Source organism: Brevibacillus sp. 1238, assembly GCF_029892995.1.
GTDB lineage: Bacteria > Bacillota > Bacilli > Brevibacillales > Brevibacillaceae > Brevibacillus > Brevibacillus parabrevis.
Genome location: NZ_JARXWC010000020.1, coordinates 42,328 through 63,856, shown reverse-complemented (window position 1 = coordinate 63,856; position 21,529 = coordinate 42,328). Strand labels below are relative to the sequence as shown.

Annotated in this window: 36 protein-coding genes; 2 read left to right on the top strand and 34 right to left on the bottom strand. The window is 49.1% G+C overall.

What is annotated here, in order from left to right:
* Window positions 1-210 precede the first annotated feature (210 nt).
* Together M2298_RS27005 and M2298_RS27000 are read right to left on the bottom strand one after the other, a co-directional pair.
* Window positions 211-444 carry a hypothetical protein gene (locus tag M2298_RS27005; protein WP_007787097.1) on the bottom strand — a complete coding sequence of 78 codons (234 nt, stop codon included), beginning with the start codon at window positions 442-444 and terminating at the stop codon, window positions 211-213.
* A 114-nt stretch (window positions 445-558) separates the two neighbouring features.
* Window positions 559-1,212: a stage II sporulation protein M gene (locus M2298_RS27000; RefSeq protein ID WP_217023405.1), complete on the bottom strand. Its 654-nt coding sequence runs from the start codon at window positions 1,210-1,212 to the stop codon at window positions 559-561.
* Between the two features lie 126 nt (window positions 1,213-1,338).
* On the opposite strand from M2298_RS27000, the gene pdaB reads away from it, so the two are divergent.
* Entirely contained in the window at window positions 1,339-2,109 is a 771-nt protein-coding gene (gene pdaB, locus M2298_RS26995) for a polysaccharide deacetylase family sporulation protein PdaB (RefSeq protein ID WP_173598087.1), read from the top strand.
* A 53-nt stretch (window positions 2,110-2,162) separates the two neighbouring features.
* Here the strand turns inward: pdaB and M2298_RS26990 are convergent, their stop codons facing one another.
* Window positions 2,163-2,750 carry a KinB-signaling pathway activation protein gene (locus M2298_RS26990; protein WP_122966792.1) on the bottom strand — a complete coding sequence of 196 codons (588 nt, stop codon included), beginning with the start codon at window positions 2,748-2,750 and terminating at the stop codon, window positions 2,163-2,165.
* A gap of 125 nt (window positions 2,751-2,875) precedes the next feature.
* On the opposite strand from M2298_RS26990, the gene gerD reads away from it, so the two are divergent.
* Window positions 2,876-3,508 carry a spore germination lipoprotein GerD gene (gene gerD / locus M2298_RS26985; RefSeq protein WP_122966793.1) on the top strand — a complete coding sequence of 211 codons (633 nt, stop codon included), beginning with the start codon at window positions 2,876-2,878 and terminating at the stop codon, window positions 3,506-3,508.
* Window positions 3,509-3,562: 54 nt separating this feature from the next.
* Here the strand turns inward: gerD and M2298_RS26980 are convergent, their stop codons facing one another.
* The 31 genes from M2298_RS26980 to rpsC form a co-directional block, all read right to left on the bottom strand.
* Window positions 3,563-4,666: a P-loop NTPase gene (locus tag M2298_RS26980; protein WP_122966794.1), complete on the bottom strand. Its 1,104-nt coding sequence runs from the start codon at window positions 4,664-4,666 to the stop codon at window positions 3,563-3,565.
* Between the two features lie 111 nt (window positions 4,667-4,777).
* Entirely contained in the window at window positions 4,778-5,494 is a 717-nt protein-coding gene (cwlD, locus tag M2298_RS26975; RefSeq protein ID WP_267901874.1) for an N-acetylmuramoyl-L-alanine amidase CwlD, read from the bottom strand.
* A gap of 165 nt (window positions 5,495-5,659) precedes the next feature.
* The gene (gene rpsI / locus M2298_RS26970; protein ID WP_005828788.1) at window positions 5,660-6,052 is read right to left on the bottom strand and encodes a 30S ribosomal protein S9; all 393 of its coding nucleotides are present in this window, start codon (window positions 6,050-6,052) and stop codon (window positions 5,660-5,662) included.
* 20 nt (window positions 6,053-6,072) lie between these two features.
* Window positions 6,073-6,510 (bottom strand): 50S ribosomal protein L13, encoded by a 438-nt coding sequence (gene rplM, locus M2298_RS26965; RefSeq protein WP_005828789.1) that lies wholly within the window; start codon window positions 6,508-6,510, stop codon window positions 6,073-6,075.
* 252 nt (window positions 6,511-6,762) lie between these two features.
* Window positions 6,763-7,497: a tRNA pseudouridine(38-40) synthase TruA gene (gene truA, locus M2298_RS26960; RefSeq protein WP_173599894.1), complete on the bottom strand. Its 735-nt coding sequence runs from the start codon at window positions 7,495-7,497 to the stop codon at window positions 6,763-6,765.
* The gene (locus tag M2298_RS26955; protein WP_122966796.1) at window positions 7,494-8,291 is read right to left on the bottom strand and encodes an energy-coupling factor transporter transmembrane component T family protein; all 798 of its coding nucleotides are present in this window, start codon (window positions 8,289-8,291) and stop codon (window positions 7,494-7,496) included. The genes truA and M2298_RS26955 overlap by 4 nt, the downstream gene beginning before the upstream one ends.
* A gap of 2 nt (window positions 8,292-8,293) precedes the next feature.
* On the bottom strand, window positions 8,294-9,166 hold the full coding sequence (locus M2298_RS26950) for an energy-coupling factor transporter ATPase (protein WP_122966797.1): 873 nt from the start codon (window positions 9,164-9,166) through the stop codon (window positions 8,294-8,296).
* Window positions 9,142-9,993 (bottom strand): energy-coupling factor transporter ATPase, encoded by an 852-nt coding sequence (locus M2298_RS26945; RefSeq protein WP_242773172.1) that lies wholly within the window; start codon window positions 9,991-9,993, stop codon window positions 9,142-9,144. The genes M2298_RS26950 and M2298_RS26945 overlap by 25 nt, the downstream gene beginning before the upstream one ends.
* Window positions 9,994-10,174: 181 nt before the next feature.
* Window positions 10,175-10,534 carry a 50S ribosomal protein L17 gene (gene rplQ / locus M2298_RS26940; RefSeq protein WP_063231097.1) on the bottom strand — a complete coding sequence of 120 codons (360 nt, stop codon included), beginning with the start codon at window positions 10,532-10,534 and terminating at the stop codon, window positions 10,175-10,177.
* Between the two features lie 127 nt (window positions 10,535-10,661).
* The gene (locus M2298_RS26935) at window positions 10,662-11,606 is read right to left on the bottom strand and encodes a DNA-directed RNA polymerase subunit alpha (protein ID WP_005828801.1); all 945 of its coding nucleotides are present in this window, start codon (window positions 11,604-11,606) and stop codon (window positions 10,662-10,664) included.
* 156 nt (window positions 11,607-11,762) lie between these two features.
* Window positions 11,763-12,164, bottom strand: a complete 402-nt coding sequence (gene rpsK / locus M2298_RS26930) for a 30S ribosomal protein S11 (RefSeq protein WP_005828803.1) — start codon at window positions 12,162-12,164, stop codon at window positions 11,763-11,765.
* 16 nt (window positions 12,165-12,180) lie between these two features.
* Window positions 12,181-12,549: a 30S ribosomal protein S13 gene (rpsM, locus tag M2298_RS26925; RefSeq protein WP_063231098.1), complete on the bottom strand. Its 369-nt coding sequence runs from the start codon at window positions 12,547-12,549 to the stop codon at window positions 12,181-12,183.
* Between the two features lie 21 nt (window positions 12,550-12,570).
* Window positions 12,571-12,684, bottom strand: coding sequence for a 50S ribosomal protein L36 (gene rpmJ / locus M2298_RS26920; RefSeq protein WP_003333770.1), 114 nt, complete (start codon window positions 12,682-12,684; stop codon window positions 12,571-12,573).
* A gap of 34 nt (window positions 12,685-12,718) precedes the next feature.
* A complete protein-coding gene (gene infA / locus M2298_RS26915) occupies window positions 12,719-12,937 on the bottom strand; it encodes a translation initiation factor IF-1 (protein ID WP_003333772.1) in 219 nt (72 codons plus the stop codon).
* 117 nt (window positions 12,938-13,054) lie between these two features.
* Window positions 13,055-13,801 (bottom strand): type I methionyl aminopeptidase, encoded by a 747-nt coding sequence (gene map, locus M2298_RS26910; protein WP_005828809.1) that lies wholly within the window; start codon window positions 13,799-13,801, stop codon window positions 13,055-13,057.
* 7 nt (window positions 13,802-13,808) lie between these two features.
* Complete coding sequence (locus tag M2298_RS26905; RefSeq protein ID WP_063231099.1) at window positions 13,809-14,453, bottom strand: adenylate kinase; 645 nt, start codon at window positions 14,451-14,453, stop codon at window positions 13,809-13,811.
* Between the two features lie 61 nt (window positions 14,454-14,514).
* On the bottom strand, window positions 14,515-15,810 hold the full coding sequence (gene secY, locus M2298_RS26900; RefSeq protein ID WP_122966799.1) for a preprotein translocase subunit SecY: 1,296 nt from the start codon (window positions 15,808-15,810) through the stop codon (window positions 14,515-14,517).
* Window positions 15,810-16,250, bottom strand: a complete 441-nt coding sequence (gene rplO / locus M2298_RS26895) for a 50S ribosomal protein L15 (protein ID WP_007716272.1) — start codon at window positions 16,248-16,250, stop codon at window positions 15,810-15,812. Before rplO ends, secY begins: the two co-directional genes overlap by 1 nt.
* 33 nt (window positions 16,251-16,283) lie before the next feature.
* The gene (rpmD, locus tag M2298_RS26890; protein ID WP_007716270.1) at window positions 16,284-16,469 is read right to left on the bottom strand and encodes a 50S ribosomal protein L30; all 186 of its coding nucleotides are present in this window, start codon (window positions 16,467-16,469) and stop codon (window positions 16,284-16,286) included.
* A gap of 16 nt (window positions 16,470-16,485) precedes the next feature.
* Window positions 16,486-16,983: a 30S ribosomal protein S5 gene (gene rpsE / locus M2298_RS26885; protein ID WP_047074695.1), complete on the bottom strand. Its 498-nt coding sequence runs from the start codon at window positions 16,981-16,983 to the stop codon at window positions 16,486-16,488.
* 18 nt (window positions 16,984-17,001) lie between these two features.
* A complete protein-coding gene (rplR, locus tag M2298_RS26880) occupies window positions 17,002-17,364 on the bottom strand; it encodes a 50S ribosomal protein L18 (protein ID WP_063231101.1) in 363 nt (120 codons plus the stop codon).
* Window positions 17,365-17,396: 32 nt separating this feature from the next.
* Window positions 17,397-17,933, bottom strand: coding sequence for a 50S ribosomal protein L6 (rplF, locus tag M2298_RS26875; RefSeq protein WP_063231102.1), 537 nt, complete (start codon window positions 17,931-17,933; stop codon window positions 17,397-17,399).
* 35 nt (window positions 17,934-17,968) lie between these two features.
* Window positions 17,969-18,367, bottom strand: a complete 399-nt coding sequence (gene rpsH / locus M2298_RS26870; protein WP_047074701.1) for a 30S ribosomal protein S8 — start codon at window positions 18,365-18,367, stop codon at window positions 17,969-17,971.
* 27 nt (window positions 18,368-18,394) lie between these two features.
* Window positions 18,395-18,580 carry a type Z 30S ribosomal protein S14 gene (locus tag M2298_RS26865; protein WP_005828830.1) on the bottom strand — a complete coding sequence of 62 codons (186 nt, stop codon included), beginning with the start codon at window positions 18,578-18,580 and terminating at the stop codon, window positions 18,395-18,397.
* Window positions 18,581-18,604: 24 nt separating this feature from the next.
* Window positions 18,605-19,147 (bottom strand): 50S ribosomal protein L5, encoded by a 543-nt coding sequence (gene rplE, locus M2298_RS26860; RefSeq protein ID WP_063231103.1) that lies wholly within the window; start codon window positions 19,145-19,147, stop codon window positions 18,605-18,607.
* Between the two features lie 26 nt (window positions 19,148-19,173).
* Entirely contained in the window at window positions 19,174-19,488 is a 315-nt protein-coding gene (gene rplX, locus M2298_RS26855; RefSeq protein ID WP_005828833.1) for a 50S ribosomal protein L24, read from the bottom strand.
* Window positions 19,489-19,537: 49 nt separating this feature from the next.
* Window positions 19,538-19,906, bottom strand: coding sequence for a 50S ribosomal protein L14 (gene rplN, locus M2298_RS26850; RefSeq protein ID WP_005828835.1), 369 nt, complete (start codon window positions 19,904-19,906; stop codon window positions 19,538-19,540).
* A 41-nt stretch (window positions 19,907-19,947) separates the two neighbouring features.
* Window positions 19,948-20,214 (bottom strand): 30S ribosomal protein S17, encoded by a 267-nt coding sequence (gene rpsQ / locus M2298_RS26845; protein WP_005828837.1) that lies wholly within the window; start codon window positions 20,212-20,214, stop codon window positions 19,948-19,950.
* A gap of 22 nt (window positions 20,215-20,236) precedes the next feature.
* Complete coding sequence (gene rpmC, locus M2298_RS26840) at window positions 20,237-20,434, bottom strand: 50S ribosomal protein L29 (RefSeq protein WP_005828838.1); 198 nt, start codon at window positions 20,432-20,434, stop codon at window positions 20,237-20,239.
* Window positions 20,424-20,858 carry a 50S ribosomal protein L16 gene (gene rplP / locus M2298_RS26835; protein ID WP_063231104.1) on the bottom strand — a complete coding sequence of 145 codons (435 nt, stop codon included), beginning with the start codon at window positions 20,856-20,858 and terminating at the stop codon, window positions 20,424-20,426. The genes rpmC and rplP overlap by 11 nt, the downstream gene beginning before the upstream one ends.
* Before the next feature lie 2 nt (window positions 20,859-20,860).
* Window positions 20,861-21,523 carry a 30S ribosomal protein S3 gene (gene rpsC / locus M2298_RS26830; protein ID WP_063231105.1) on the bottom strand — a complete coding sequence of 221 codons (663 nt, stop codon included), beginning with the start codon at window positions 21,521-21,523 and terminating at the stop codon, window positions 20,861-20,863.
* Window positions 21,524-21,529 lie beyond the last annotated feature (6 nt).

Genomic DNA, 21,529 nt, shown 5'->3' with positions numbered 1-21,529 from the left:
CAAACTCTCCAATAAAGTTTGTTACTGGTTCAAAGCTGGCAAATCATTTAATGATAGACTCATCAACGCTTTCGCTGTTCAGTTTTCAAGGAGCAATTACTTGTTGTGAATCCGTTGAGTGTTCATCGTTTTTCGTGATGGCGTCTCAAGGACAAGAACTAATCTATCATGGCCACTATACAAGAGTCAATAGGTTTTTCAAAAAAGTTTTCAGGTGAAATGTTCTTCCCCCAGTTTTCTGCGTCTCACATACTTGGAAAGCTCATTGGGAGAGGCTATTCTCGCGTACATGCGAAACATGATGGAGTACCTCTCTTCCATAGCACGCTTCACCAAATAATCGATTCGTTTGTCGCTAAAGTCGAGCAGCATTTCTTCCAGCTCCCGCTTCAGCAAATACTCTAGTTCTTGCACTTCTTTGGCATTAAACAAAAACCCTAACAACGATATCGCCTCCGCCTTACGAGTCTCTCCTCTATCCTTTCCATCACAATTCAACCCTATTCAAATTAAAAAGCCTCCCGTTTAGGAAGGCTTCAATTTCTTGGCAAATCAGAATTATTTCAGCAAGTTTAATTGCTGCAGCTGCTCCCCGAGTGTTGCCTTGAGGATCAGTGGCGTAATCGAGCTCTCGACGACCGCTGCTATAAAGAGCGCGACAATTACAGTCAACACAGCAACTGGAAATTGCTTGAGGGTGTCATACCAATCATTTTTCACCCGTTCCCCATTATGCGGCGCAAACAGCAAACCGACAGAGCGCAAGCTGAGCAAACCGAGTCTGATCCCGATACCAGCAGCAAACAGCACAGCTGGCAGTTCAAATATCCCGTGCGGCAAAATTCCCGCGCTAAAAATCACCCATGGATCAACTCCGGCAGCACTGTACTTCGCGATGATGAATCCGAGCAGCACGCCATTCGCCAGCATCCCAATTATGGGAAAGAATGCAAAAAACAACCCGAGAGCCATCATCATCAAGGAACTGAGCACATTGTTGGAAAAAATCATCCAAAACGTAGCCAGCACTCCCCCGCCGCTCTCTTTGATTCGCTCCGCTATTTCTTTCAATTGTCCCATCAAGCTCTGTACCACGGTTTCCACCGCAGGAGCCTGGAAGTAGCCAATTAAACCGCCCCCGAGAAAAATAAGACAAGCGGCCAAGAAAAACCGTTTGTTATCAAACCACAGACGCTGCAGTTTTTTCTTCATGAGCCACGCTCCTTTACTGCCTCTTACTTTCACTATATGCATTGTACCTCAACTATAGCCACGAGGCCAAAGAATATCCTTGTCTCCCCTGCATAAACTGTTATCGGACAAAGGAGGTGCCTAACGATGAAATTTATTTACGTCGTGAGCGCTCAGCGCTTGAAGCAAATTCTCATTATCGCTGCGGCCATTTTTCTAACCGCGGGCATCGGCTATGCCGAGCGCGATACGATTGCGGCTTTTTCCAGCAATGGCAATAAGCAAGGCCCCCAAGCCATCTACAAGGTGGATACCAAAGACAAAAAAATTGCCCTCACCTTTGACATCAGCTGGGGCGAAACACGCGCACTCCCCATCCTCGACGTGTTAAAAGAAAAAAATGTGAACAAAGCAACTCTGTTTCTCTCCTCCCCCTGGAGTCAGCGCCACCCGGAAATCGTCAAGAGAATCAAGGAGGACGGGCTGGAAATTGGCTCGCATGGTCATAAACACGACAACTACAGCAAATATACAGACGAGGAAATTCGCACGCAAATTACCAAAGCCGATTCCATCCTGACCGAGATGACGGGGAAAAAGCCGACGCTTTTGCGCATGCCAAACGGTGATTTTGATAAACGGGTTCTGGAAATCGCCAACCGTTTGGGTTACACGGTCGTTCAATGGGATACAGACTCCAAAGACTGGATCGAGCCGAAAAAGGATGTCATTGTTCAAAACGTCCTGTCGAAAGCACACCCGGGCGATATCGTCCTGCTGCACGCCAGTGACTCGGCCAAGGAAACACACCTTGCCCTCCCTATCATCATTGACCAGCTGCGCAAGCAAGGATACGAATTTGTCACGGTGTCCGAACTGATCGCCGGCACCAATATCCAGAGTAAAGAAATCAACTGAGCGCCAGACTACTCCCTACAAAAAGCAAAAAAGCTGACTCATGTTCGATGAGGTCAGCTTTCTCTTTTTACCAGGCGGTGCAGATGCATCACTTGCCATACGTTGCAAAAAAGCAACGGAACCAGCATGGACAAGGTCGCATGCACGTTGTCTTCCTTCAAGGCTGGAATCCATTCCAGTGACGTCACCACAAACATGAAAAACATCGTGGGAATCCATGCCGTTCTGTTCGTCAGCTTCACTTTTCCGTAAGCGGTAGCCAAAGCAACGATCAAGAGCAGGATCGGCTCAATAAAGTATGTCCCGATTCCTTTTCCTTCGCCAAGCGACGTGTAACGGAGGTAAATCATATCAAAAAAGACAAAGAGGATCAAAAACACTTGAACGCTCTTCCACATGGACGGCGTTTTGAAAATCGTTTTGGCAAAATAATTAATCGTCATATAGGCGAAAAAACCCATTTGGGCCACAATGCTAATGGTCATCCCGTACAAAAGATACATCAGCGTGCCGACAAAAAAGTTGCCCGCGCTGCCTTCCAACAGCTTGTCCAAGTCAAAAATAAAGGCGACCAGGACTCCGCCCAATCCACCCAAGAGCAACGTGGTGACAAAGAGCCAGCCATACTTTCGCAAACTCACCAAACATTCCCTCCATTCCACATCGAATATGATTGTACCAATGGATACAAGAAAATACTAGCGTAAGAACAAAACAAAATGCGCACGTTACTCTTAGGCAGAGTAAAGAAGGAGGTGTCCACCCCATGAGAAAGAAGGCATTGTCTTTTTGGCTATCCGCATTTGTCTGTCTGGTTCTTTCCAGTTGCTCAAGCGGCGGACAAGCGCAAAGTTCGTCTCAGCCTGATTATAAGAGTGTCAAAGACATGGTGCTGGACATATTGCAGACTGACGAAGCCAAACAATCTGTTGGCAAAATGATGAAAGATGAGAAGTTCAAGCAAAACCTGATGATTGACGAGTCCACTGTTCGAACCACGTTGATACAAAGCATGACCAATCCGAACAGCCCCCACATCAAGGAGGCCTTCAAAGATCCGAAATTCGCCAGCACCTTGGCCAAATCAATGAAGGATGAGCAAAAAACTTTGATGAAGGACTTGATGAAAGACCCCGAGTACCAAAAGCAGCTCATCAGCGTAATGAAAGACCCTGAGTTCGAAAAAAACCTCATGGACTTGATGAAAAGCGCAGCTTACCGCCAACAAACGATGCAGGTCATGAAGGAGTCTTTGCAAAGCCCGCTGTTTCAAGCCGAGTTGATGAAGCTAATGACCAAAGTCTCCGAAGACATGACCAAACCGAAAGAACTGAAACCGAAGAAAAAAGGCAAAAGCGGCGGGGATAGCGGTGGAGATTCTGGCGACTCCTCTTCCTAACAAAAAAAGGTGAGCTCCCGAAGGGCGGGCCCACCTTTTTCCTGTCTTTTGTGCTTACTGCTGTTCACATTTTGCCATAACGCGTTTCGCCATATCCATATACAGCTGCCCGATTGCGCTGTCCTCGCGATAAACAGATGGAGAGTAATCTGGTTCGGACGGATGATTCTCAGGTTGTCCCAGCGGAATTTGCGCCAACAGCTCGGTAGTCAGTGTCTCCGCCAGCTTCGCTCCGCCACCGCGTCCAAATACGTATTCTTTGGAACCATCTTTCGCCTCGTACCACGCCATGTTCTCCACGATGCCAAGAATCTCGTGTCCCGTCCGCTTTGCCATCGCACCGGCACGCGCCGCTACAAAGGCTGCCGTAGCGTGTGGGGTCGTCACAACGATCTCCATGCTCTGCGGAATCATCGTGTGCACATCCAAAGCCATGTCACCCGTTCCTGGCGGCAAGTCCAGCAGCAAGTAGTCCAGCTCTTCGCCCCAGTGAACTTCCGTAAAGAAGTTGCGCAGCATTTTGCCAAGCATCGGCCCACGCCAAATGATCGGCGAGTTGTCCTCTACGAAGAAGCCCATGGACATGACCTTCACGTTTTGCTTTTCTACCGGAAGGATTGTTTCTCCGATAACGGTTGGGCGCTGGTCGATGTTCATCATGTCAGGCACGCTGAAGCCGTAGATGTCAGCGTCGATAATCCCGACTTTGTTCCCCAGGCGGGCAAGCGCGACTGCCAGGTTGACCGTCACTGTCGATTTTCCAACTCCGCCTTTACCGGAAGTAATCGCGATGAAGGTCGTGTTCGAATCCTTGGCCAAAATCGGATTGAGCAGAGGTGCTTGTCCCGGCGTCATGTTGTGGGTTTGACCTCCCTGAGTATTGCGGAGCTGGGCGCTGAGAGCCGCACGCTCCTCGTCCGTCATCGAGCCAAACTGGACACGTACTTCCTCCGCTCCAAGCGCTTTAACAGCCCCTATGACGTCGTCTTCGATCTTGGCCTTGAGAGGACAGCCGGAGATCGTCAATACGACTGTCAGGCTAACTGTAGCGCCTTCAACACGTATGTCTCTGATCATGTTCAACTCGACCAGGCTGCGATTGATCTCAGGGTCTTTTACATCGCGCAGCGCTTCCAAAATTTGTTCTCTGGTCAACATGCTTGTTCACCTCATCTATAGTCTTGGCAATTGATTTCATACCGTTCTTACAAGGTAGTTTGCGCGTTCATTATAGCACATTCAGACGAGCGGCACACAGTCGCCGCCCGCTCAAGGTGCAATTGGCGCTTTTTCTCCGGAATACTGCCGCAAAATCCCCTGGTAAATCGCATTCGCCATAGCTTTTTGGTACTCCGTGCTCTGTAGCCGTTTTGCCTCTTCCGTATTGCTGACAAACCCAACCTCGACCAATACAGCGGGGCAGTTTACCTCGCGAATCAAAAACACGTTGTTCGTCTTGCTTGGAACACGATCGGTATTGCCCAGCACCCGTTTGATCTCATCCTGAATCAGGTACGATACCTCTCCGCTTTTTTTGAAAGTCGGCGAGTAAAAAGTTTGCGCACCCGACCATTTGGGCGAAGGAATCGAATTTACATGGATGCTGACCAGAAAATCGGGAGAGCTGTCGTTCACCAGTTTCACCCGGTTGCGGATATCTTCCGACTTTCTTTTTTTGGCCCGATCAGCTTCCGGTGAAGCGAGATCCTTGTCTTCCTCCCTTGTCATGATGACAAATGCACCTGACTGCTGGAGAAAATCGCGCAAGTACATACTGATTGCCAGCGTCACCTCTTTTTCCACCACATCGCCTGAACTGGACGTAGCCCCGCCATCTTTGCCCCCGTGTCCCGGGTCGATGGCAATAACGGTTCCGGTCAACGGCAATGACCATGCCGTCCACGACGAACGGTCCGGCGATTCGTAGGTGAACAACACCACCAGTAAAGCGAAAGCCAGTATCCAGCCTACCCCTTTTCGTGTCACGGCGTATCGTCCCCTTTGTCCCATTCTCTCGTTTCATCATATGGACAAACATGGACAAATATTCCGTAGGTCAGTAGCCTGGAACCAAAAGGCTGATCATGCGCTGGGACAAAATGCAAAAAAGCTCCCGAACCAAAAAGGTTCGAGAGCCTTGCCAAACAAAAATTAACGTTTGGAGAACTGAGGTGCGCGACGAGCAGCTTTCAAGCCGTATTTTTTACGTTCTTTCATGCGTGGGTCGCGAGTCAGGAAGCCAGCGCGTTTCAGAGCGCCGCGCAGTTCTGGATCTGCTTTCAGCAGAGCGCGAGCAACGCCGTGACGGATTGCACCAGCTTGGCCAGTTGTTCCGCCGCCGTTTACGTTAACCAGTACATCGTAACGACCAAGAGTCTCAGTCAGAACGAGTGGTTGTTTTACGATCAATTTCAGTGTTTCCAAACCAAAGTAAGTATCCATTTCACGTTTGTTGATCACGATGCGACCTTCACCTGGAACCAGGCGAACACGTGCTACGGAGTGCTTACGACGACCTGTACCGTAGTATTGTACTTGTGCCACGTATATTTCCTCCCTTTACCTTAACCGCGAATTTGCCAAACTTCTGGTTTTTGTGCTGCATGTGGATGCTCAGTACCAGCGTAAACTTTCAGCTTAGTGAACATTTGACGTCCCAAGCTGTTTTTAGGCAGCATACCTTTTACCGCCAGTTCGAACATACGAGCTGGTTTTTTGTTCAGCATGTCGCCAGCAGTAGTCTTTTTCAAACCACCTGGATACAGGGAGTGAGTGTAGTAAATTTTGTCTTGCAGCTTGTTACCTGTCAGTTTCACTTTGTCAGCGTTGATTACGATTACGAAATCGCCAGCGTCAACGTGAGGAGTGAATTCAGGTTTCAATTTGCCGCGCAGGATAGAAGCTACTTCGCTTGCCAGACGGCCCAGCGTTTGGCCTTCTGCGTCAACGATGTACCATTTGCGCTCAACTTCGAGCGGTTTCGCCATATATGTGGTACGCATTTTTGTCCCTCCTAAATATCTTACCTTTACATGTCCATCTACTTATAACCAAAACAACCGAAACTTGCAATGGAAGATAATTGCTGTTACGGGTGAGCAACTCTTCCAGGTGTTCCATTAATCACGATCTTGTCTTTCAATCCCGGGGCTAGAGTGGGGCTAGGCGGGGTTAAAATACCAAGGAATATCGTACTACATCGCAGTCTCGTAGTCAAGTGCCTCCACTTGGTCTAATAGTTGGAAATCTGTCTGTTAATAGACGACTTCCCACATCGTCAAACCTTTGGCTGGCGCTGTCTTCCCTGCCATTTCCCGATCGCGTGCCGCAAGAATCTTTTTGAGTTCATCGGGATGGCGTTTGCCCTGCCCGACTTCCACCAAGGTGCCCACAATAATGCGCACCATGTTGTACAAAAAGCCATTGCCCCGGCACGTTACCCATACTTCGCCGCCGCTGCGCTCTACTGTCAGGCTGTAAATCGTGCGGACCTTGTCCTCGACAAACGTTTTGGCTGAGCAAAATGACGTAAAGTCATGTTCTCCTACCAAATGACAGGCAGCTTGCTGCATGGCCGCAACGTCCAGCGGAAAACGAATATGATCCGCATAGCGATGACGAAACACATCCGGCGCAGGGTTGTTGTCGATGCAATACCGATACTCCTTCACCTGCACGTCAAAACGGGCGTGAAAGGACTCTGCCACCTCTTCCACAGAGCGGATCACGATGGCATCAGGCAACTGGTTATTCAGCACGAATCGCCATTTATCCAAAGGAATATGGCTGTCCGTATCAAAATGAATCACCTGGCCGCGTGCATGCACGCCTGCGTCCGTTCGTCCTGAGCCGTGAATCTGGATCGATTCCCCCGTAATTCTCGTCAACGCCGCTTCAATCTCCCCTTGCACCGTCACCTGGTCTGGCTGCACCTGAAAGCCGCTGAAGTCTGTTCCGTCGTATCCTAAAACACAGCGCAGCCGTCTCATGCTCGCCACCATCCAATCGTAATCGCCAGCAAAACGCCTGCAACGGCCATTCCTGCATCTCGCCAGGAAAAGGCAAGCTTGTGCAGTCGGGTCCGTCCGACACCTCCGCGATATCCTCTGGCTTCCATAGCGAGAGCAAGATCCTCTGCCCGGCGAAACGCGCTGACAAACAGCGGAATCGCAATCGGAATCAGATTCTGCGCGCGTTTTATCAGGCTGCCACTCGTAAAGTTGGCTCCCCTGGCAGTCTGCGCCTTGATGATTTTGTCCGTCTCTTCCATCAGGGTAGGTATGAAACGGATCGCAATCGACATCATCAAGGCAATATCGTGCACAGGGACGCCAATCCGGGCAAATGGGCCAAGCAGACGTTCAAGCCCCTCCGTCAAATCGATGGGCGAGGTAGTCAGCGTCAGCAAAGAGCTGATGATCACCAGCAACCCAAGACGGAAGGAAATGAAGATTGCTTGCTGCACCCCGCGTTCCTCCACAGTAAACCAGCCCCACTGGAAGTAGACGGTACCGCCTTTGGTCATGAAAATGTGCAGGACGATGGTGAACACGATCAGTATCCAGACAGGCTTCAAGCTTTTCAGAATATAGCCAAGCGAAAGCCTGGACAGCAGCCCGGCATACAGCGTAAAAGCGATCAATACCGCGTATGTTAACGCATTGTTAGCCAAAAAGACTAACGTGGCAAAAAGAATAATAAAGAGCAGTTTGCTTCGCGGATCAGCGCGATGTAAAAAGGAATGCCCAGGTACGTATTGACCAATGGCTATATTTTGCAGCATGCCTAGCCCTCCTTTGGTACGGAAAGACGTTCCAGCAGATGGGCAATCAACTCTTCTTCCCGATAGACGGAGTTCGGCAGACCTTCCTTGTCCGGCAGCATCTGGTTCAGCCTCGACACAAACGCAACCGTCTCAGGCACATCCATAGCCAGCTCGCGGAGTCGTTCTGCCTGCATGAAGACTTCATCCGGCTTGCCCTGCAAAGCCACTTTTCCCTGCGCGAGCACGAGCATATAGTCGGCATACCTCGCCGCCTCTTCCATGCTGTGAGTGACCAGGAGCGTCGTCAGCTTCTGCTCCTGATGAATGCGGTAGATCGCTTCGAGGATCAAATTGCGCCCTTCTGGGTCCAAACCGGCTGTCGGCTCGTCCAAAACGAGAACTTTCGGCTGCATGGCCAGAACACCCGCCAGCGCTACACGCCGCATTTGCCCTCCGCTCATGTGAAACGGGGAGCGATCCTTGACTTTTTCGTAATCCAGACCAACGATCTCAAGAGCTTCCCGCACCCTGGCATCCACCATCGCTTCCGGCAATTCAAAGTTTGAAGGCCCAAAGGCAACATCCTTCGCTACCGTTTCCTCAAACAATTGATGTTCCGGGTACTGGAAAACAAGACCGATATCCCGCCTTTGCTCATGCGGCAATCGCTGCTTCGCGGTGATTACCGTATCACCCAAGGTTATTTTCCCGGCGCTTGGCAAAAGCAAGCCGTTCAAATGCTGGATCAATGTCGACTTGCCGGAGCCTGTTTGCCCGATAATCCCTACAAAAGACCCCGATGGAATCATAAACGAGATGTCGTGCAAGGCTATACGCTCAAACGGTGTTCCTTTTCCGTAAACATGGCTTACCTGGTCAAAAGTAATCTGCATACGTGCTCCACCAGCTCCTCTTGGTGCAGTACAAACGGGAGATCAATTCCTTTGGAAGCCAGCACATGCCGAACCCGGACAGCGAATGGAACATCCAGTCCGACTTTCTTCAAACGCTCGACCTGATTAAACACCTCTTCAGGCGTTCCTTCCATCAGAACTTCTCCGGCATTCATCACGACGACCCGGTCTGAGTAGATCGCTTCATCCGGGAAATGCGTAATATTGATGATGGTAATCCCTTCGTCACGATTCAAGGTCTTCACCAGTTGCAGCACTTCCTGTCTGCCCTGGGGGTCCAGCATAGCTGTCGCTTCATCCAAAATGATGACCGATGGCCGCATTGCCATGATTCCGGCAATCGCCACGCGCTGCTTTTGTCCCCCTGACAAGCGGTGCGGCTGTGCCAGCAAGTACGCTGCCATCCCTACCGAAGCCAATGCCTCATCAATACGCTGCCGCATCTGCTCGGGATCAACCCCCATGTTTTCAAGCCCGAAGGCGACATCATCCTCCACAGTAGCTCCGACAATCTGATTGTCAGGGTTTTGGAAGACCATGCCTACATGACGGCGTATCTCCCAGACCATCTCTCCCTTGGCAGTATCCATGCCAGCGACAAGTACCCTCCCGCCTTCAGGAAGCAATAAGGCGTTCATCAGCTTCGCCATCGTAGACTTGCCGGACCCGTTATGGCCCAGTACGGACACAAAGGAACCTTTTTGAATGGTCAGATCGACATCCTTCAATACAAGAACGTGACTGCCATTCTCTCCATCGTAGGAATACGAAACATCTTGCAGTGCCAGCAGGCTCTCTTCATTCATGAGGTGTTTCCTCCCCAGCCTTCAACAGACCAGCAGGATTTCTCCAGACAGAAAGAAAAAAAGGGTTGAATCAGAGTCCAGCCTATGACCAGATCTGCCCCCACCCTTTTCACGGTCAATTACCACCGGTGCCGAGGTTGTGTCTCGCTCCCAATGTCAAACGACCAATTTCTATCCACTATTAAACGAATTCGATGTACGCCATTGGAGCAGCGTCGCCGCGGCGAGGGCCGGCTTTCAGGATACGAGTGTATCCACCGTTGCGCTCTTTGAAGCGTGGCGCGATTTCATCGAACAGTTTTTGTACAGCATCGCGACCTTCTGCGTTCGCAACTTCTTTACGAACGTAAGCAGCCACTTGACGACGAGCATGCAGATCGCCGCGTTTCGCGAGCGTGATCATTTTCTCAGCGATTGGGCGCAGTTCTTTCGCCTTCATCTCTGTAGTTTCGATACGCTCGTTGATGATCAGGTCAGTTACCAAGTCGCGGAACAACGCTTTACGAGCTGAACTACGACGACCCAATTTACGGTATGCCATTGTCTTTACCTCCCTTTTCAAGCTGGCAACACTACGTAGAAACCTCTACTGTCGGGAAGCCAGATCTGTAATCCCCCTAAAGGGACTGACTTGAGAGAACAAAAGCTTGCCTTTTGGAATTGCTACTCTAGTCGTCGCTACGCAGGGAAAGTCCCAGCTCAGCCAGCTTTTCCTGCACTTCTTCCAGAGATTTGCGACCCAAGTTGCGCACTTTCATCATGTCCTCTTCGGTCTTCTGCGTCAGCTCTTGCACGGTGTTGATACCGGCACGCTTCAAGCAGTTGTAGGAACGAACAGAAAGATCCAGCTCTTCGATAGTCATCTCCAAAACTTTTTCCTTTTTGTCTTCCTCTTTTTCAACCATGATTTCAGCATCTTTCGCCTCATCGGTCAGACCGACAAACAGGTTCAAGTGCTCCGTCATGATTTTGGCGCCGAGACTTACGGCTTCTTCCGGACTGATACTGCCGTTTGTCCAAACCTCAAGTGTCAATTTATCATAGTTGGTCATTTGCCCTACGCGGGTATTTTCCACTTGATAGTTAACGCGCTTGATCGGCGTGTAGATCGAATCAATCGGAATCACACCAATAGGCAGATCCTCGGATTTGTTTCCATCTGATTGAACATAACCACGACCACGTCCAGCTGTCATGCGGATATGCAGACGACCGCCATTGGCCAACGTTGCAATATGAAGATCAGGGTTTAAGACCTCCACATCACTGTCAGCACGGATATCTCCCGCTTTGACAACGCCTTCGCCTTCTGCATCGATCTCGATTACTTTTTCTTCATCGGAATGGATCTTCAGCGCCAAGCCTTTGATGTTCAGGATGATCTCGGTTACATCTTCAACGACGCCTTCCACTGTCGAGAACTCGTGAAGAACCCCATCGATTTGAACAGTACGAACTGCCGCGCCTGGCAAGGACGAAAGAAGAATTCGTCTCAGCGAGTTGCCAAGGGTAGTTCCGTATCCGCGCTCCAGAGGTTCTACAACAAATTTCCCATACGAGTTGTCGTCGCTTACTTCCACAACCTCGATTTTTGGTTTTTCTATTTCTATCATTAAACAAACCCTCCTTCAAAACGTCGAAATCCTTGGGTGGGCCGCATACGTGCCCACTCAGGAATTTCCCCGGCGGTTTACCGTTTGCGTGCATGACAAGCTATAAATCAGAATTTACCATTCTAGTATGGACATGTTCTGAACAATATAAACCAGTTACACGCGGCGACGTTTTGGTGGACGGCAACCGTTGTGCGGAATTGGCGTCACGTCTTTAATCATGTTCACTTCAAGACCAGTTGCTTGCAGGGAACGGATCGCTGCTTCACGACCAGCACCTGGGCCTTTTACCGATACTTCAAGGGAACGCATGCCATGTTCCATAGCAACACGTGCAGCCGCTTCAGCAGCCATTTGTGCAGCAAATGGAGTGCTTTTACGGGAGCCTTTGAAGCCGAGGGAACCAGCGCTGGACCAAGAGATCGCGTTACCGTGTGGATCTGTAATGGTTACGATCGTGTTGTTGAAAGTAGAGCGGATATGTGCTACGCCGACTTCAACATTTTTACGATCACGACGACGGGTACGAGTTGCTGTAGCCTGTTTTCTTTTCGCCATGTCAGTTTACCCTCCTTTACTTCTTCTTGTTTGCTACCGTACGACGTGGACCTTTACGTGTACGAGCATTTGTTTTAGAGCGTTGACCACGAACTGGCAGTCCACGACGGTGACGGATTCCACGGAAGCATCCGATTTCCATCAAACGTTTGATGTTCAGGGAAATCTCACGACGGAGATCGCCTTCCACCTTAACGGTTTTGTCGATGTACTCACGCAGTTTGCTAACTTCATCTTCTGTCAGATCGCGAACACGAGTGTTCACGTCTACGCCAGTGGCAGACAGAATTTTTTTAGACGTGGGGCGGCCAATACCAAAAATGTAGGTAAGAGCAACTTCAACGCGTTTTTCGCGCGGCAAGTCTACGCCTGCAATACGTGCCATGTGTCAGAAGCACCTCCTTGTTTACCCTTGTTTTTGCTTATGCTTAGGATTTTCACAAATAACCATTACGTTACCTTTACGACGGATAACCTTGCATTTCTCGCAGATCGGTTTAACCGAAGGTCTCACTTTCATGGTTCTTGCCTCCCTTTTCTAGGGGTTTTGCTTACTATTTATAGCGGTACGTAATACGTCCGCGGGTCAAGTCGTACGGCGACAGTTCAACAGTTACTTTATCCCCCGGCAGGATACGGATAAAGTGCATGCGGATTTTTCCGGACACGTGAGCAAGGACTTTGTGTCCATTCTCCAATTCTACTCGAAACATAGCATTCGGCAAAGGCTCAATTACTGTGCCTTCTACCTCAATTACATCATCTTTTGCCATGGTAAACTCTCCTTTCTTCTGCTCTTCAGTCGGACCATGAGTTTTGCGAAATGATCACACAACGAACTTATCGTCGACACGTTGGACGACAATCCCGAATCACTCGGAACTCCCGCTTTATGTTCGTGTAAAAATCTCATAGCCATCTTCCGTAATCGCGATGGTGTGTTCAAAATGAGCACATGTTTTCCGATCCAATGTTACTACCGTCCAATTGTCCTCCAATGTGCGGACATAACGTTCGCCGGCATTTACCATTGGCTCAATTGCCAACACCATGCCTGGTTTTAACCTCGGCCCCCGATCAGGAGGACCGTAGTTAGGAACCTGCGGATCTTCGTGCAAGTTTTGCCCAATCCCATGCCCCACATACTCGCGGACGAGTGTGAAGCCGGCAGCTTCTGCATGAACTTGAATCGCATGTGAGATATCAGACAATCGTCCACCAGGAACAGCTTTTTCAAGCCCCTTGAAGAGCGATTCTTCCGTTACCCGCAACAGCTTTTCATTCTCTGCTGAAATCTTGCCGACCGGATACGTCCAAGCGGAGTCTCCATGGTACCCTTGGAACTGAGCACCGATGTCGATACTGATGATGTCTCCCTCTTGCAACGCCCGTTTCCCTGGGATCCCGTGTACGAGTTCTTCATTGACTGAAGCACAGATACTACCTGGAAAGCCACCGTAGCCTTTAAATGATGGAACTGCTCCCATGCTGCGAATAAATGTCTCGGCAATTTCGTCTAGCTGCTTTGTCGTGACACCAGGCTTAATTGCCTTGGCCAGTTCTTGATGGGTGAGTGCGACGATACGACCAGCTTCGCGCATAACCTCAAGTTCTGCTTTCGACTTCAGGATAATCATTCGGCAATTACCCTCTTAGCAATGACTTAATTTCCGCAAACACTACCTGGATATCTTGTTCCCCATTGATATCTCGCAGGAGTTCCTGTGCGGAGTAGTAGTCGATGAGTGGCTGAGTCTGCGCGATGTTGACGTCAAGACGTTGTGTTACCACTTCGATCTTGTCATCTTCACGCTGATACAGCTTACCACCATCTTTGTCACACACGCCAGCCTCTTTTGGAGGATTGAACATCGTGTGATAGCTAGCTCCACATACAGGGCAGATCCAGCGACCGGTCAGACGTTCAATCAATTGCTCGCGATGAACGTTGATATTAATCACATGATCAATTTCGCGTCCCAGCTCTTTTACGGTAGCTGTCAACGCTTCCGCCTGTGGAACTGTGCGCGGAAATCCATCCAACAGGAAACCCTTTGCGCAGTCTTCCATCGAGAGGCGCTCCCGCACAATTCCGATGACTACTTCATCGGGAACAAGCAAACCTTTATCCATAAAGGATTTGGCTTGCAGTCCGAGCGGCGTTTCGTTTTTAACCGCAGCCCGGAACATGTCGCCAGTCGAAATGTGCGGGATATCAAACTCTTTTACGATACGTTCTGCCTGTGTTCCTTTACCGGCACCAGGCAGCCCCATCAGAATTATATTCACGTCCATTCCCTCCGTCCCATAAAGAAAAGCTACAGAGGCTTTTCTGTAAACATCTAAGTCATTACTTGATAAACCCTTGGTAGTGGCGTTTGATCATCTGGCTTTCGATCTGCTTCATTGTATCAAGGGCTACCCCGATCACAATCAAGAGTGAAGTGCCGCCGATGTAAATCTGCTGCGGCAAGTTAGCCAGCTTACTGAAGAAGAATGGCAAGATAGCAATTGCCATCAAGAACAAAGCGCCAGCCAATGTAAGGCGGTTTAGTGTACGAGTAATGTAAACCTCAGTGTTTTTACCGGGTCGGATACCAGGAATGTAACCGCCATTTTTTCTCATGTTCTCTGCCATTTGCACAGGATTGATCTGAACAAATGTGTAGAAATAGGTGAACCCGAGAATCAAGATAGCGTACAACGTCATTCCCAACGGTTCATTGACTTGGAAGTTGCGATAGATCCAGTTGGCGAACCCTGTACCGGATGAATCCACCCAGAACTGTGCGATTGTCGAAGGGAACAGTACGAGCGAGACCGCAAAGATTACAGGAATAACACCCGCAGAGTTGATTTTCAGTGGAATGTGTGTGGATTGACCACCGTACATTTTACGTCCAACCACTCGCTTCGCGTATTGCACTGGAATTTTACGAATCCCTTGCTGCATAAAGATAACCCCGACGATAATAGCGAGGATCACCAGCAGAATGATCACAACTTTGACGATGCTGAAGAATACGTTTTGAGAAGGGTCAGCGAATTGCGTAGTGTAAATCGTCGTGATTCCGTGTGGAATGTTCGCGACGATACCAGCAACGATCAGAATCGAAATCCCGTTACCGATACCCTTTTCCGTAATCTGTTCCCCCATCCACATCATGAATGCGGTCCCAGCCGTCAGTGTCAACGCAATGAGTGCATAGCTGCCAACGGAAGTGTCCTTGAGCAAGCCAGGCGCCATATTATTAAAACCGATCGTCATACCAACAGACTGAATCAAGCCGAGGATGATCGTAGCGTAACGGGTAACAGTAGCAATCTTGCGACGGCCAACTTCCCCTTCGCGTGCCCATTGCGTCAGCTTAGGCACTACATCCATCGACATCAGCTGCATGATAATCGAGGCCGTAATGTATGGCATGATACCCATGGCAAAAATCGAGAAGTTTTGCAGTGCTCCACCAGAGAAGGTGTTCAACAAGCCCAACAAGTGGTTTGTGTTCTGCTGAAACAGCTCGACGTTTACGTTAGGAACGGGTACAAAGCTTCCGATCCGGAAGACGACCAACATCATGAGAGTAAAAAGGATCTTACGACGTAAGTCGCCAATCTTAAAAATGTTAGTTAAGGACGCTAACATTAGATCACCTCGGTTGTTCCACCGACTTGAGCGATCTTCTCAGCAGCAGCTCCGGAGAACTTGTGAGCTTTAACGGTCAGCTTCACAGTCAGTTCACCGTTAGCAAGAACCTTAACACCGTCGCGCAGCGCGCTGATAACACCTGTTTCTTTCAACAGTTCAGGCGTTACTACAGTACCCTCTTCGAAACGGTTCAGCGCGTCCAGGCTAACAATCGCAAATTCTTTGCGGCTGATGTTAGTGAAACCACGCTTAGGCAGACGACGGTACAATGGGTTTTGACCACCCTCGAAACCTGGGCGTACACCGCCACCGGAACGAGCGTTTTGACCTTTGTGACCTTTACCAGCAGTTTTGCCAGTACCGCTACCGATACCGCGACCGATGCGCTTACGAGTGTGACGGGATCCTTCTGCAGGTTGCAGTTCATGCAATTTCATACGTTGCACCTCCTAACTGATTGAGATGTTCAATTATGCTTCTACTTCTTTCACTTCAACCAAGTGCTTCACTTTGAAAACCATTCCACGAATTGCAGCGTTGTCTTCCTTCACTACAGTGGAGTTGATTTTGCGAAGACCAAGAGCTTTTACAGTATCTTGTTGGTCTACAGTGCGACCGATCAGGCTACGTTTGAGGGTGATTTGCAATTTTGCCATGTTCATTCCCTCCTTATTAACCCAACAACTCGTCAACAGTCTTACCGCGCAATTTCGCGACATCTTCCGCTGTTTTCAGGCGACCAAGGCCTTCCAGCGTAGCGTTGACCATGTTGATAGGATTGTTGGAACCAAGAGACTTACTCAAGATATCGCCTACACCAGCCAGTTCGAGTACGGCACGAACAGGTCCGCCGGCGATAACACCTGTACCAGGGGCAGCAGGTTTGATGAGAACTTTACCAGCACCGAATTGGCACATAACTTCGTGTGGAACAGTTGTTCCTCTCATCGGTACACGGATCAATTTTTTCTTAGCGTCGTCAATCGCTTTGCGAATGGCGTCTGGAACTTCTTGAGCTTTACCCATACCAGCACCTACGTGGCCGTTACGGTCTCCCACAACAACCAGGGCGCTGAAGCTCATACGACGTCCACCTTTAACCGTTTTAGCTACGCGGTTAACAGCGACTACTTTTTCTTCGAGCTCTAATTTGCTAGGGTCGATACGCATTCCTTACCCTCCTTGTTGTTAGAATTGCAGACCAGCTTCACGAGCTGCTTCTGCCAGTGCTTTAATACGTCCATGATAGATGTAACCACCGCGGTCAAAAATCACTTCAGTCGCACCTTTTTCTTGTGCACGCTTAGCGATCAGTGTGCCAACAGCTGTAGCAGCTTCCACGTTAGCGCCATTTTTCAGGCCCAGCTCTTTATCCAAAGAAGATGCAGATGCCAGTGTTACGCCAGTTGCATCATCAATCAGTTGAGCGTAGATGTGCTTAGAAGAACGGAATACGTTCAGACGTGGGCGAATGGCAGTACCAATCACACGTTTGCGGATACGCAGGTGACGTTTTTTCCGAGCTTTGTTTTTATCAGCTTTCGTAAACATTAAGCGGCCTCCTTTCTCATGAAGCTAGAAGCTTATTTACCTTTTTTACCTTCTTTACGACGAACCACTTCATCACTGTACTTAATACCTTTACCTTTGTAAGGCTCAGGTTTACGCAGCGAACGAATTTCAGCAGCAACTTGACCTACGCGCTCTTTGTTGATGCCTTTAACCACCAGAGTGGTTTGGTTTGGTACATCGATTTCGATACCCGCTTCTGGAGTAACTTCCACTGGGTGGGAGAAACCAAGAGAAAGAGTAACGCCGTTGCCAGTTTTGGCAGCACGGTAACCTACACCGACTAGTTCCAAGGTACGAGTGAAGCCTTCGGATACGCCTTTTACCATGTTGGCAACAAGCGCACGAGTTGTACCGTGCAGGGAACGGTGAAGTTTGTTATCGCTTGGACGCTCTACTACTACTTCGTTTTCAGCGATGTTGATTTTAATATCTTCATGGAAGTTACGAACGAGTTGACCCTTAGGGCCCTTTACCGTCAGCTCAGTTCCGTTCAGAGTGAGGGTAACGCCTGCAGGTACCACGATCGGTTTTCTACCGACACGAGACATGTGGTGCACCTCCTGTGCTTTTTACATTCTGTTGATTACCAAACGTATGCAAGAACTTCTCCACCAACATGAGCTTGACGAGCTTGCTTGTCAGTCATAACGCCAGTGGATGTAGAGATGATCGCGCAACCGAGGCCACCCAAAACCTTAGGTACTTCATTGTTTTTTGCATAAACACGAAGTCCTGGTTTGGAGATACGTTTCAGACCTGTGATGACGCGCTCGTTGTTCGCACCATATTTCAGGAATACGCGGATGATTCCTTGTTTGTTGTCTTCAACAAACTCCGCATCGCGGATGAAGCCTTCTTCTTTCAGAATGCGCGCGATTTCCTTCTTGATGGTGGACGCCGGGATTTCCACTTTCTCGTGGCGAACCATGTTGGCGTTACGAATACGTGTCAACATATCTGCGATTGGATCAGTCATAACCATGAGAGAAAACCTCCTTCCCGTTTCAAATTACCAGCTTGCTTTTTTCACGCCTGGAATTTGACCTTTATAAGCAAGTTCACGGAAGCAAATACGGCAGAGTTTGAATTTGCGCAATACGGAGTGAGGACGTCCGCAACGCTCGCAACGAGTGTACGCGCGTACTGCAAACTTCGGCTGCCGCTGTTGCTTGATGATCATAGATTTCTTTGCCACATTCTTCCCTCCTTACGAGTGGGTTTATTTACGGAATGGCATACCCATTTGAGTCAGCAACTCACGAGCTTCCTCATCCGTTTTCGCGGAAGTAACAATTACGATGTCCATACCGCGAACTTTGTCGATTTTATCGTACTCGATCTCAGGGAAGATCAGTTGTTCCTTCAGACCAAGTGTGTAGTTACCGCGACCGTCAAATGCCTTGGAAGAAATTCCACGGAAGTCACGAACACGCGGGAGAGATACGTTCATCAATTTGTCGAGGAAGTGGTACATACGCTCGCCGCGCAGGGTAACCTTCGCACCGATCGGCATACCTTCACGCAATTTGAAGCCAGCGATGGACTTCTTAGCGCGAGTTACTACAGGCTTTTGACCAGCGATAATTTGCAGGTCTTCAACCGCAGTATCCAAGGATTTAGCGTTGCCTACCGCTTCGCCAACACCCATATTGATGATGATCTTTTCTACTTTCGGCACTTGCATGATGGAAGTGTAGTTGAACTTGCTCATCAAACCAGGCACGATTTCGTTAGTGTACTTTTCTTTCAATCTTGTTGCCATCTAGGATATCCTCCTTTCCAACCTGACTACTTGTCGAGTACTTCGCCAGACTTTTTCGCATACCGTACTTTCTTACCGTTATCCAAAACTTTGTAACCGATGCGAGTAGCTTTTCCGGACTTCGGATCGATCAAAGATACGTTGGAAACGTGAATCGCTGCTTCTTGAGTCACAATGCCACCTTGCGGGTTAGCTTGGGACGGACGGCTGTGTTTCTTCACGAGGTTGATACCTTCAACCAGTACGCGTTCTTTCTTCGGATAAGCAGCGAGAACGCGACCTTTTTTGCCTTTATCTTTGCCCGCAATTACGATAACAGTGTCGCCTTTTTTAACGTGCATCGCTTGGTGCACCTCCTATCGAACAAACTGCCTGAGTTTTTCCGTTCAATTAGATAACCTCTGGAGCCAGAGAGATGATCTTCATGAAATCTTTGTCGCGGAGCTCACGAGCTACTGGTCCAAAGATACGAGTACCACGTGGGGACTTATCTTCTTTGATGACTACAGCTGCATTTTCATCAAAACGAATGTAAGAACCATCTTGACGACGAACGCCACTTACAGTACGAACTACAACTGCTTTAACTACTTGACCTTTCTTGACAACGCCGCCGGGTGTAGCGGATTTTACGGAGCACACGATAACATCACCGATGTTCGCCGTTTTGCGACCGGAACCACCCAGAACCTTGATGCACATGAGTTCCTTTGCACCGGAGTTGTCAGCAACAGCCAATCTCGTCTGAGTTTGGATCATTTACTGTTCCTCCTTTCGGATTTGATATCCGAAAATCTGACTTATACGATTACTGCCTCTTCGACGATACGTACCAAACGGAAACGTTTATCTTTGGACAAAGGACGAGTTTCCATCAATTCTACGATGTCGCCCACTTTTGCCGTGTTGTTCTCGTCGTGAGCCTTGAACTTTTTGGAGTATTTCACGCGTTTGCCGTACAACGGGTGTGTCTTGTAAGTTTCAACAAGCACAACAATGGTTTTATCCATTTTGTCGGAAACAACGCGACCTACAACGGATCGACGCATATTGCGTTCTGCGGTCATCGTTCAAACCTCCTTCCTTTAATTAGCCGATTCCCAATTCTCTCTGGCGCAGGATGGTTTTCGCACGAGCAATATCCTTACGCACTTGTTTAATGCGAGATGTGGTTTCGAGTTGACCCGTAGCCAACTGGAAACGAAGGTTGAACAACTCTTCTTTCAAAGAAGCGACGTTTTGTTCGATCTCGGCAGTGGTCAAATTACGGAACTCATTAGCCTTCATGTGCGTCACCACCCACTTCTTCACGCTTCACGAATTTGCACTTGATAGGCAGCTTGTGCATAGCAAGGCGCATAGCTTCGCGAGCGACTTCTTCAGGTACGCCAGCAAGTTCAAACATGATCTTGCCTGGCTTCACTACCGCTACCCATTTCTCAGGAGAACCTTTACCGGAACCCATCCGTACTTCGAGCGGTTTTTGTGTAATTGGCTTGTCAGGGAAGATTTTAATCCATACTTTACCGCCACGTTTGATGTAACGAGTCATCGCGATACGAGCAGCCTCGATCTGACGGTTAGTTACCCAAGATGGCTCCATTGCTTGCAATCCGTATTCACCGAACGCAACAGTAGTACCGCCTTTTGCGTTACCAGCCATTTTCCCGCGGTGTTGTTTACGGTGTTTCACGCGTTTTGGCGTCAACATGATTACTTGCCTCCTTCCTCAGTAGCGACGTTCTTTCTCGCTGGAAGGACTTCTCCACGATAGATCCATACTTTTACACCGATACGACCATAAGTGGTATGTGCTTCAGCAGTACCGTAGTCGATGTCAGCACGCAGCGTATGGAGCGGAACAGTACCTTCGCTGTAACCTTCAGAACGTGCGATGTCCGCGCCGCCAAGACGACCGCTTACCAAAGTTTTGATACCTTTTGCACCAGCGCGCAGCGTACGAGTGATCGATTGCTTTTGCGCACGGCGGAAGGAAATGCGGTTTTCCAGTTGACGTGCGATGTTTTCAGCTACCAGAGTAGCATCCAGATCCGGACGTTTTACTTCGTTGATATTGATATGAACGCGTTTGCCAGTCAGATCAGTCAAGGATTTGCGCAGAGTTTCAACCTCAGCTCCACCTTTACCAATTACCATACCAGGCTTAGCGGTGTGAATCGTAACGTTCACGCGATTAGCTGCGCGTTCGATTTCGATAGTGGATACAGCAGCGTCTTTCAGACGCCCTTTTACAAACTTGCGGATTTTCAAGTCTTCGTGCAACAGAGTTGCGAAGTCCTTGTCAGCGTACCATTTGGACTCCCAGTCACGAATGACACCGATCCGAAGTCCTACCGGGCTTACCTTTTGACCCACACGTAA

Excerpts from the sequence above, each read along its gene's own strand:
- M2298_RS27000 (WP_217023405.1), bottom strand. The coding sequence starts at position 1,212 with ATGAAGAAAAAACTGCAGCGTCTGTGGTTTGATAACAAACGGTTTTTC.
- pdaB (WP_173598087.1), top strand. The coding sequence starts at position 1,339 with ATGAAATTTATTTACGTCGTGAGCGCTCAGCGCTTGAAGCAAATTCTC.
- gerD (WP_122966793.1), top strand. The coding sequence starts at position 2,876 with ATGAGAAAGAAGGCATTGTCTTTTTGGCTATCCGCATTTGTCTGTCTG.
- M2298_RS26980 (WP_122966794.1), bottom strand. The coding sequence starts at position 4,666 with ATGTTGACCAGAGAACAAATTTTGGAAGCGCTGCGCGATGTAAAAGAC.
- rplM (WP_005828789.1), bottom strand. The coding sequence starts at position 6,510 with ATGCGTACCACATATATGGCGAAACCGCTCGAAGTTGAGCGCAAATGG.
- truA (WP_173599894.1), bottom strand. The coding sequence starts at position 7,497 with ATGAGACGGCTGCGCTGTGTTTTAGGATACGACGGAACAGACTTCAGC.
- M2298_RS26955 (WP_122966796.1), bottom strand. The coding sequence starts at position 8,291 with ATGCTGCAAAATATAGCCATTGGTCAATACGTACCTGGGCATTCCTTT.
- M2298_RS26950 (WP_122966797.1), bottom strand. The coding sequence starts at position 9,166 with ATGCAGATTACTTTTGACCAGGTAAGCCATGTTTACGGAAAAGGAACA.
- M2298_RS26945 (WP_242773172.1), bottom strand. The coding sequence starts at position 9,993 with ATGAATGAAGAGAGCCTGCTGGCACTGCAAGATGTTTCGTATTCCTAC.
- rplQ (WP_063231097.1), bottom strand. The coding sequence starts at position 10,534 with ATGGCATACCGTAAATTGGGTCGTCGTAGTTCAGCTCGTAAAGCGTTG.
- M2298_RS26935 (WP_005828801.1), bottom strand. The coding sequence starts at position 11,606 with ATGATAGAAATAGAAAAACCAAAAATCGAGGTTGTGGAAGTAAGCGAC.
- rpsK (WP_005828803.1), bottom strand. The coding sequence starts at position 12,164 with ATGGCGAAAAGAAAACAGGCTACAGCAACTCGTACCCGTCGTCGTGAT.
- rpsM (WP_063231098.1), bottom strand. The coding sequence starts at position 12,549 with ATGGCACGTATTGCAGGCGTAGACTTGCCGCGCGAAAAACGCGTTGAA.
- rpmJ (WP_003333770.1), bottom strand. The coding sequence starts at position 12,684 with ATGAAAGTGAGACCTTCGGTTAAACCGATCTGCGAGAAATGCAAGGTT.
- infA (WP_003333772.1), bottom strand. The coding sequence starts at position 12,937 with ATGGCAAAAGATGATGTAATTGAGGTAGAAGGCACAGTAATTGAGCCT.
- map (WP_005828809.1), bottom strand. The coding sequence starts at position 13,801 with ATGATTATCCTGAAGTCGAAAGCAGAACTTGAGGTTATGCGCGAAGCT.
- secY (WP_122966799.1), bottom strand. The coding sequence starts at position 15,810 with ATGTTAGCGTCCTTAACTAACATTTTTAAGATTGGCGACTTACGTCGT.
- rplO (WP_007716272.1), bottom strand. The coding sequence starts at position 16,250 with ATGAAATTGCATGAACTGCAACCTGCAGAAGGATCCCGTCACACTCGT.
- rpmD (WP_007716270.1), bottom strand. The coding sequence starts at position 16,469 with ATGGCAAAATTGCAAATCACCCTCAAACGTAGCCTGATCGGTCGCACT.
- rpsE (WP_047074695.1), bottom strand. The coding sequence starts at position 16,983 with ATGCGTATCGACCCTAGCAAATTAGAGCTCGAAGAAAAAGTAGTCGCT.
- rplR (WP_063231101.1), bottom strand. The coding sequence starts at position 17,364 with ATGTTTACGAAAGCTGATAAAAACAAAGCTCGGAAAAAACGTCACCTG.
- rplF (WP_063231102.1), bottom strand. The coding sequence starts at position 17,933 with ATGTCTCGTGTCGGTAGAAAACCGATCGTGGTACCTGCAGGCGTTACC.
- rpsH (WP_047074701.1), bottom strand. The coding sequence starts at position 18,367 with ATGGTTATGACTGATCCAATCGCAGATATGTTGACACGTATTCGTAAC.
- rplE (WP_063231103.1), bottom strand. The coding sequence starts at position 19,147 with ATGGCAACAAGATTGAAAGAAAAGTACACTAACGAAATCGTGCCTGGT.
- rplX (WP_005828833.1), bottom strand. The coding sequence starts at position 19,488 with ATGCACGTTAAAAAAGGCGACACTGTTATCGTAATTGCGGGCAAAGAT.
- rplN (WP_005828835.1), bottom strand. The coding sequence starts at position 19,906 with ATGATCCAAACTCAGACGAGATTGGCTGTTGCTGACAACTCCGGTGCA.
- rpsQ (WP_005828837.1), bottom strand. The coding sequence starts at position 20,214 with ATGACCGCAGAACGCAATATGCGTCGATCCGTTGTAGGTCGCGTTGTT.
- rpmC (WP_005828838.1), bottom strand. The coding sequence starts at position 20,434 with ATGAAGGCTAATGAGTTCCGTAATTTGACCACTGCCGAGATCGAACAA.
- rplP (WP_063231104.1), bottom strand. The coding sequence starts at position 20,858 with ATGTTGACGCCAAAACGCGTGAAACACCGTAAACAACACCGCGGGAAA.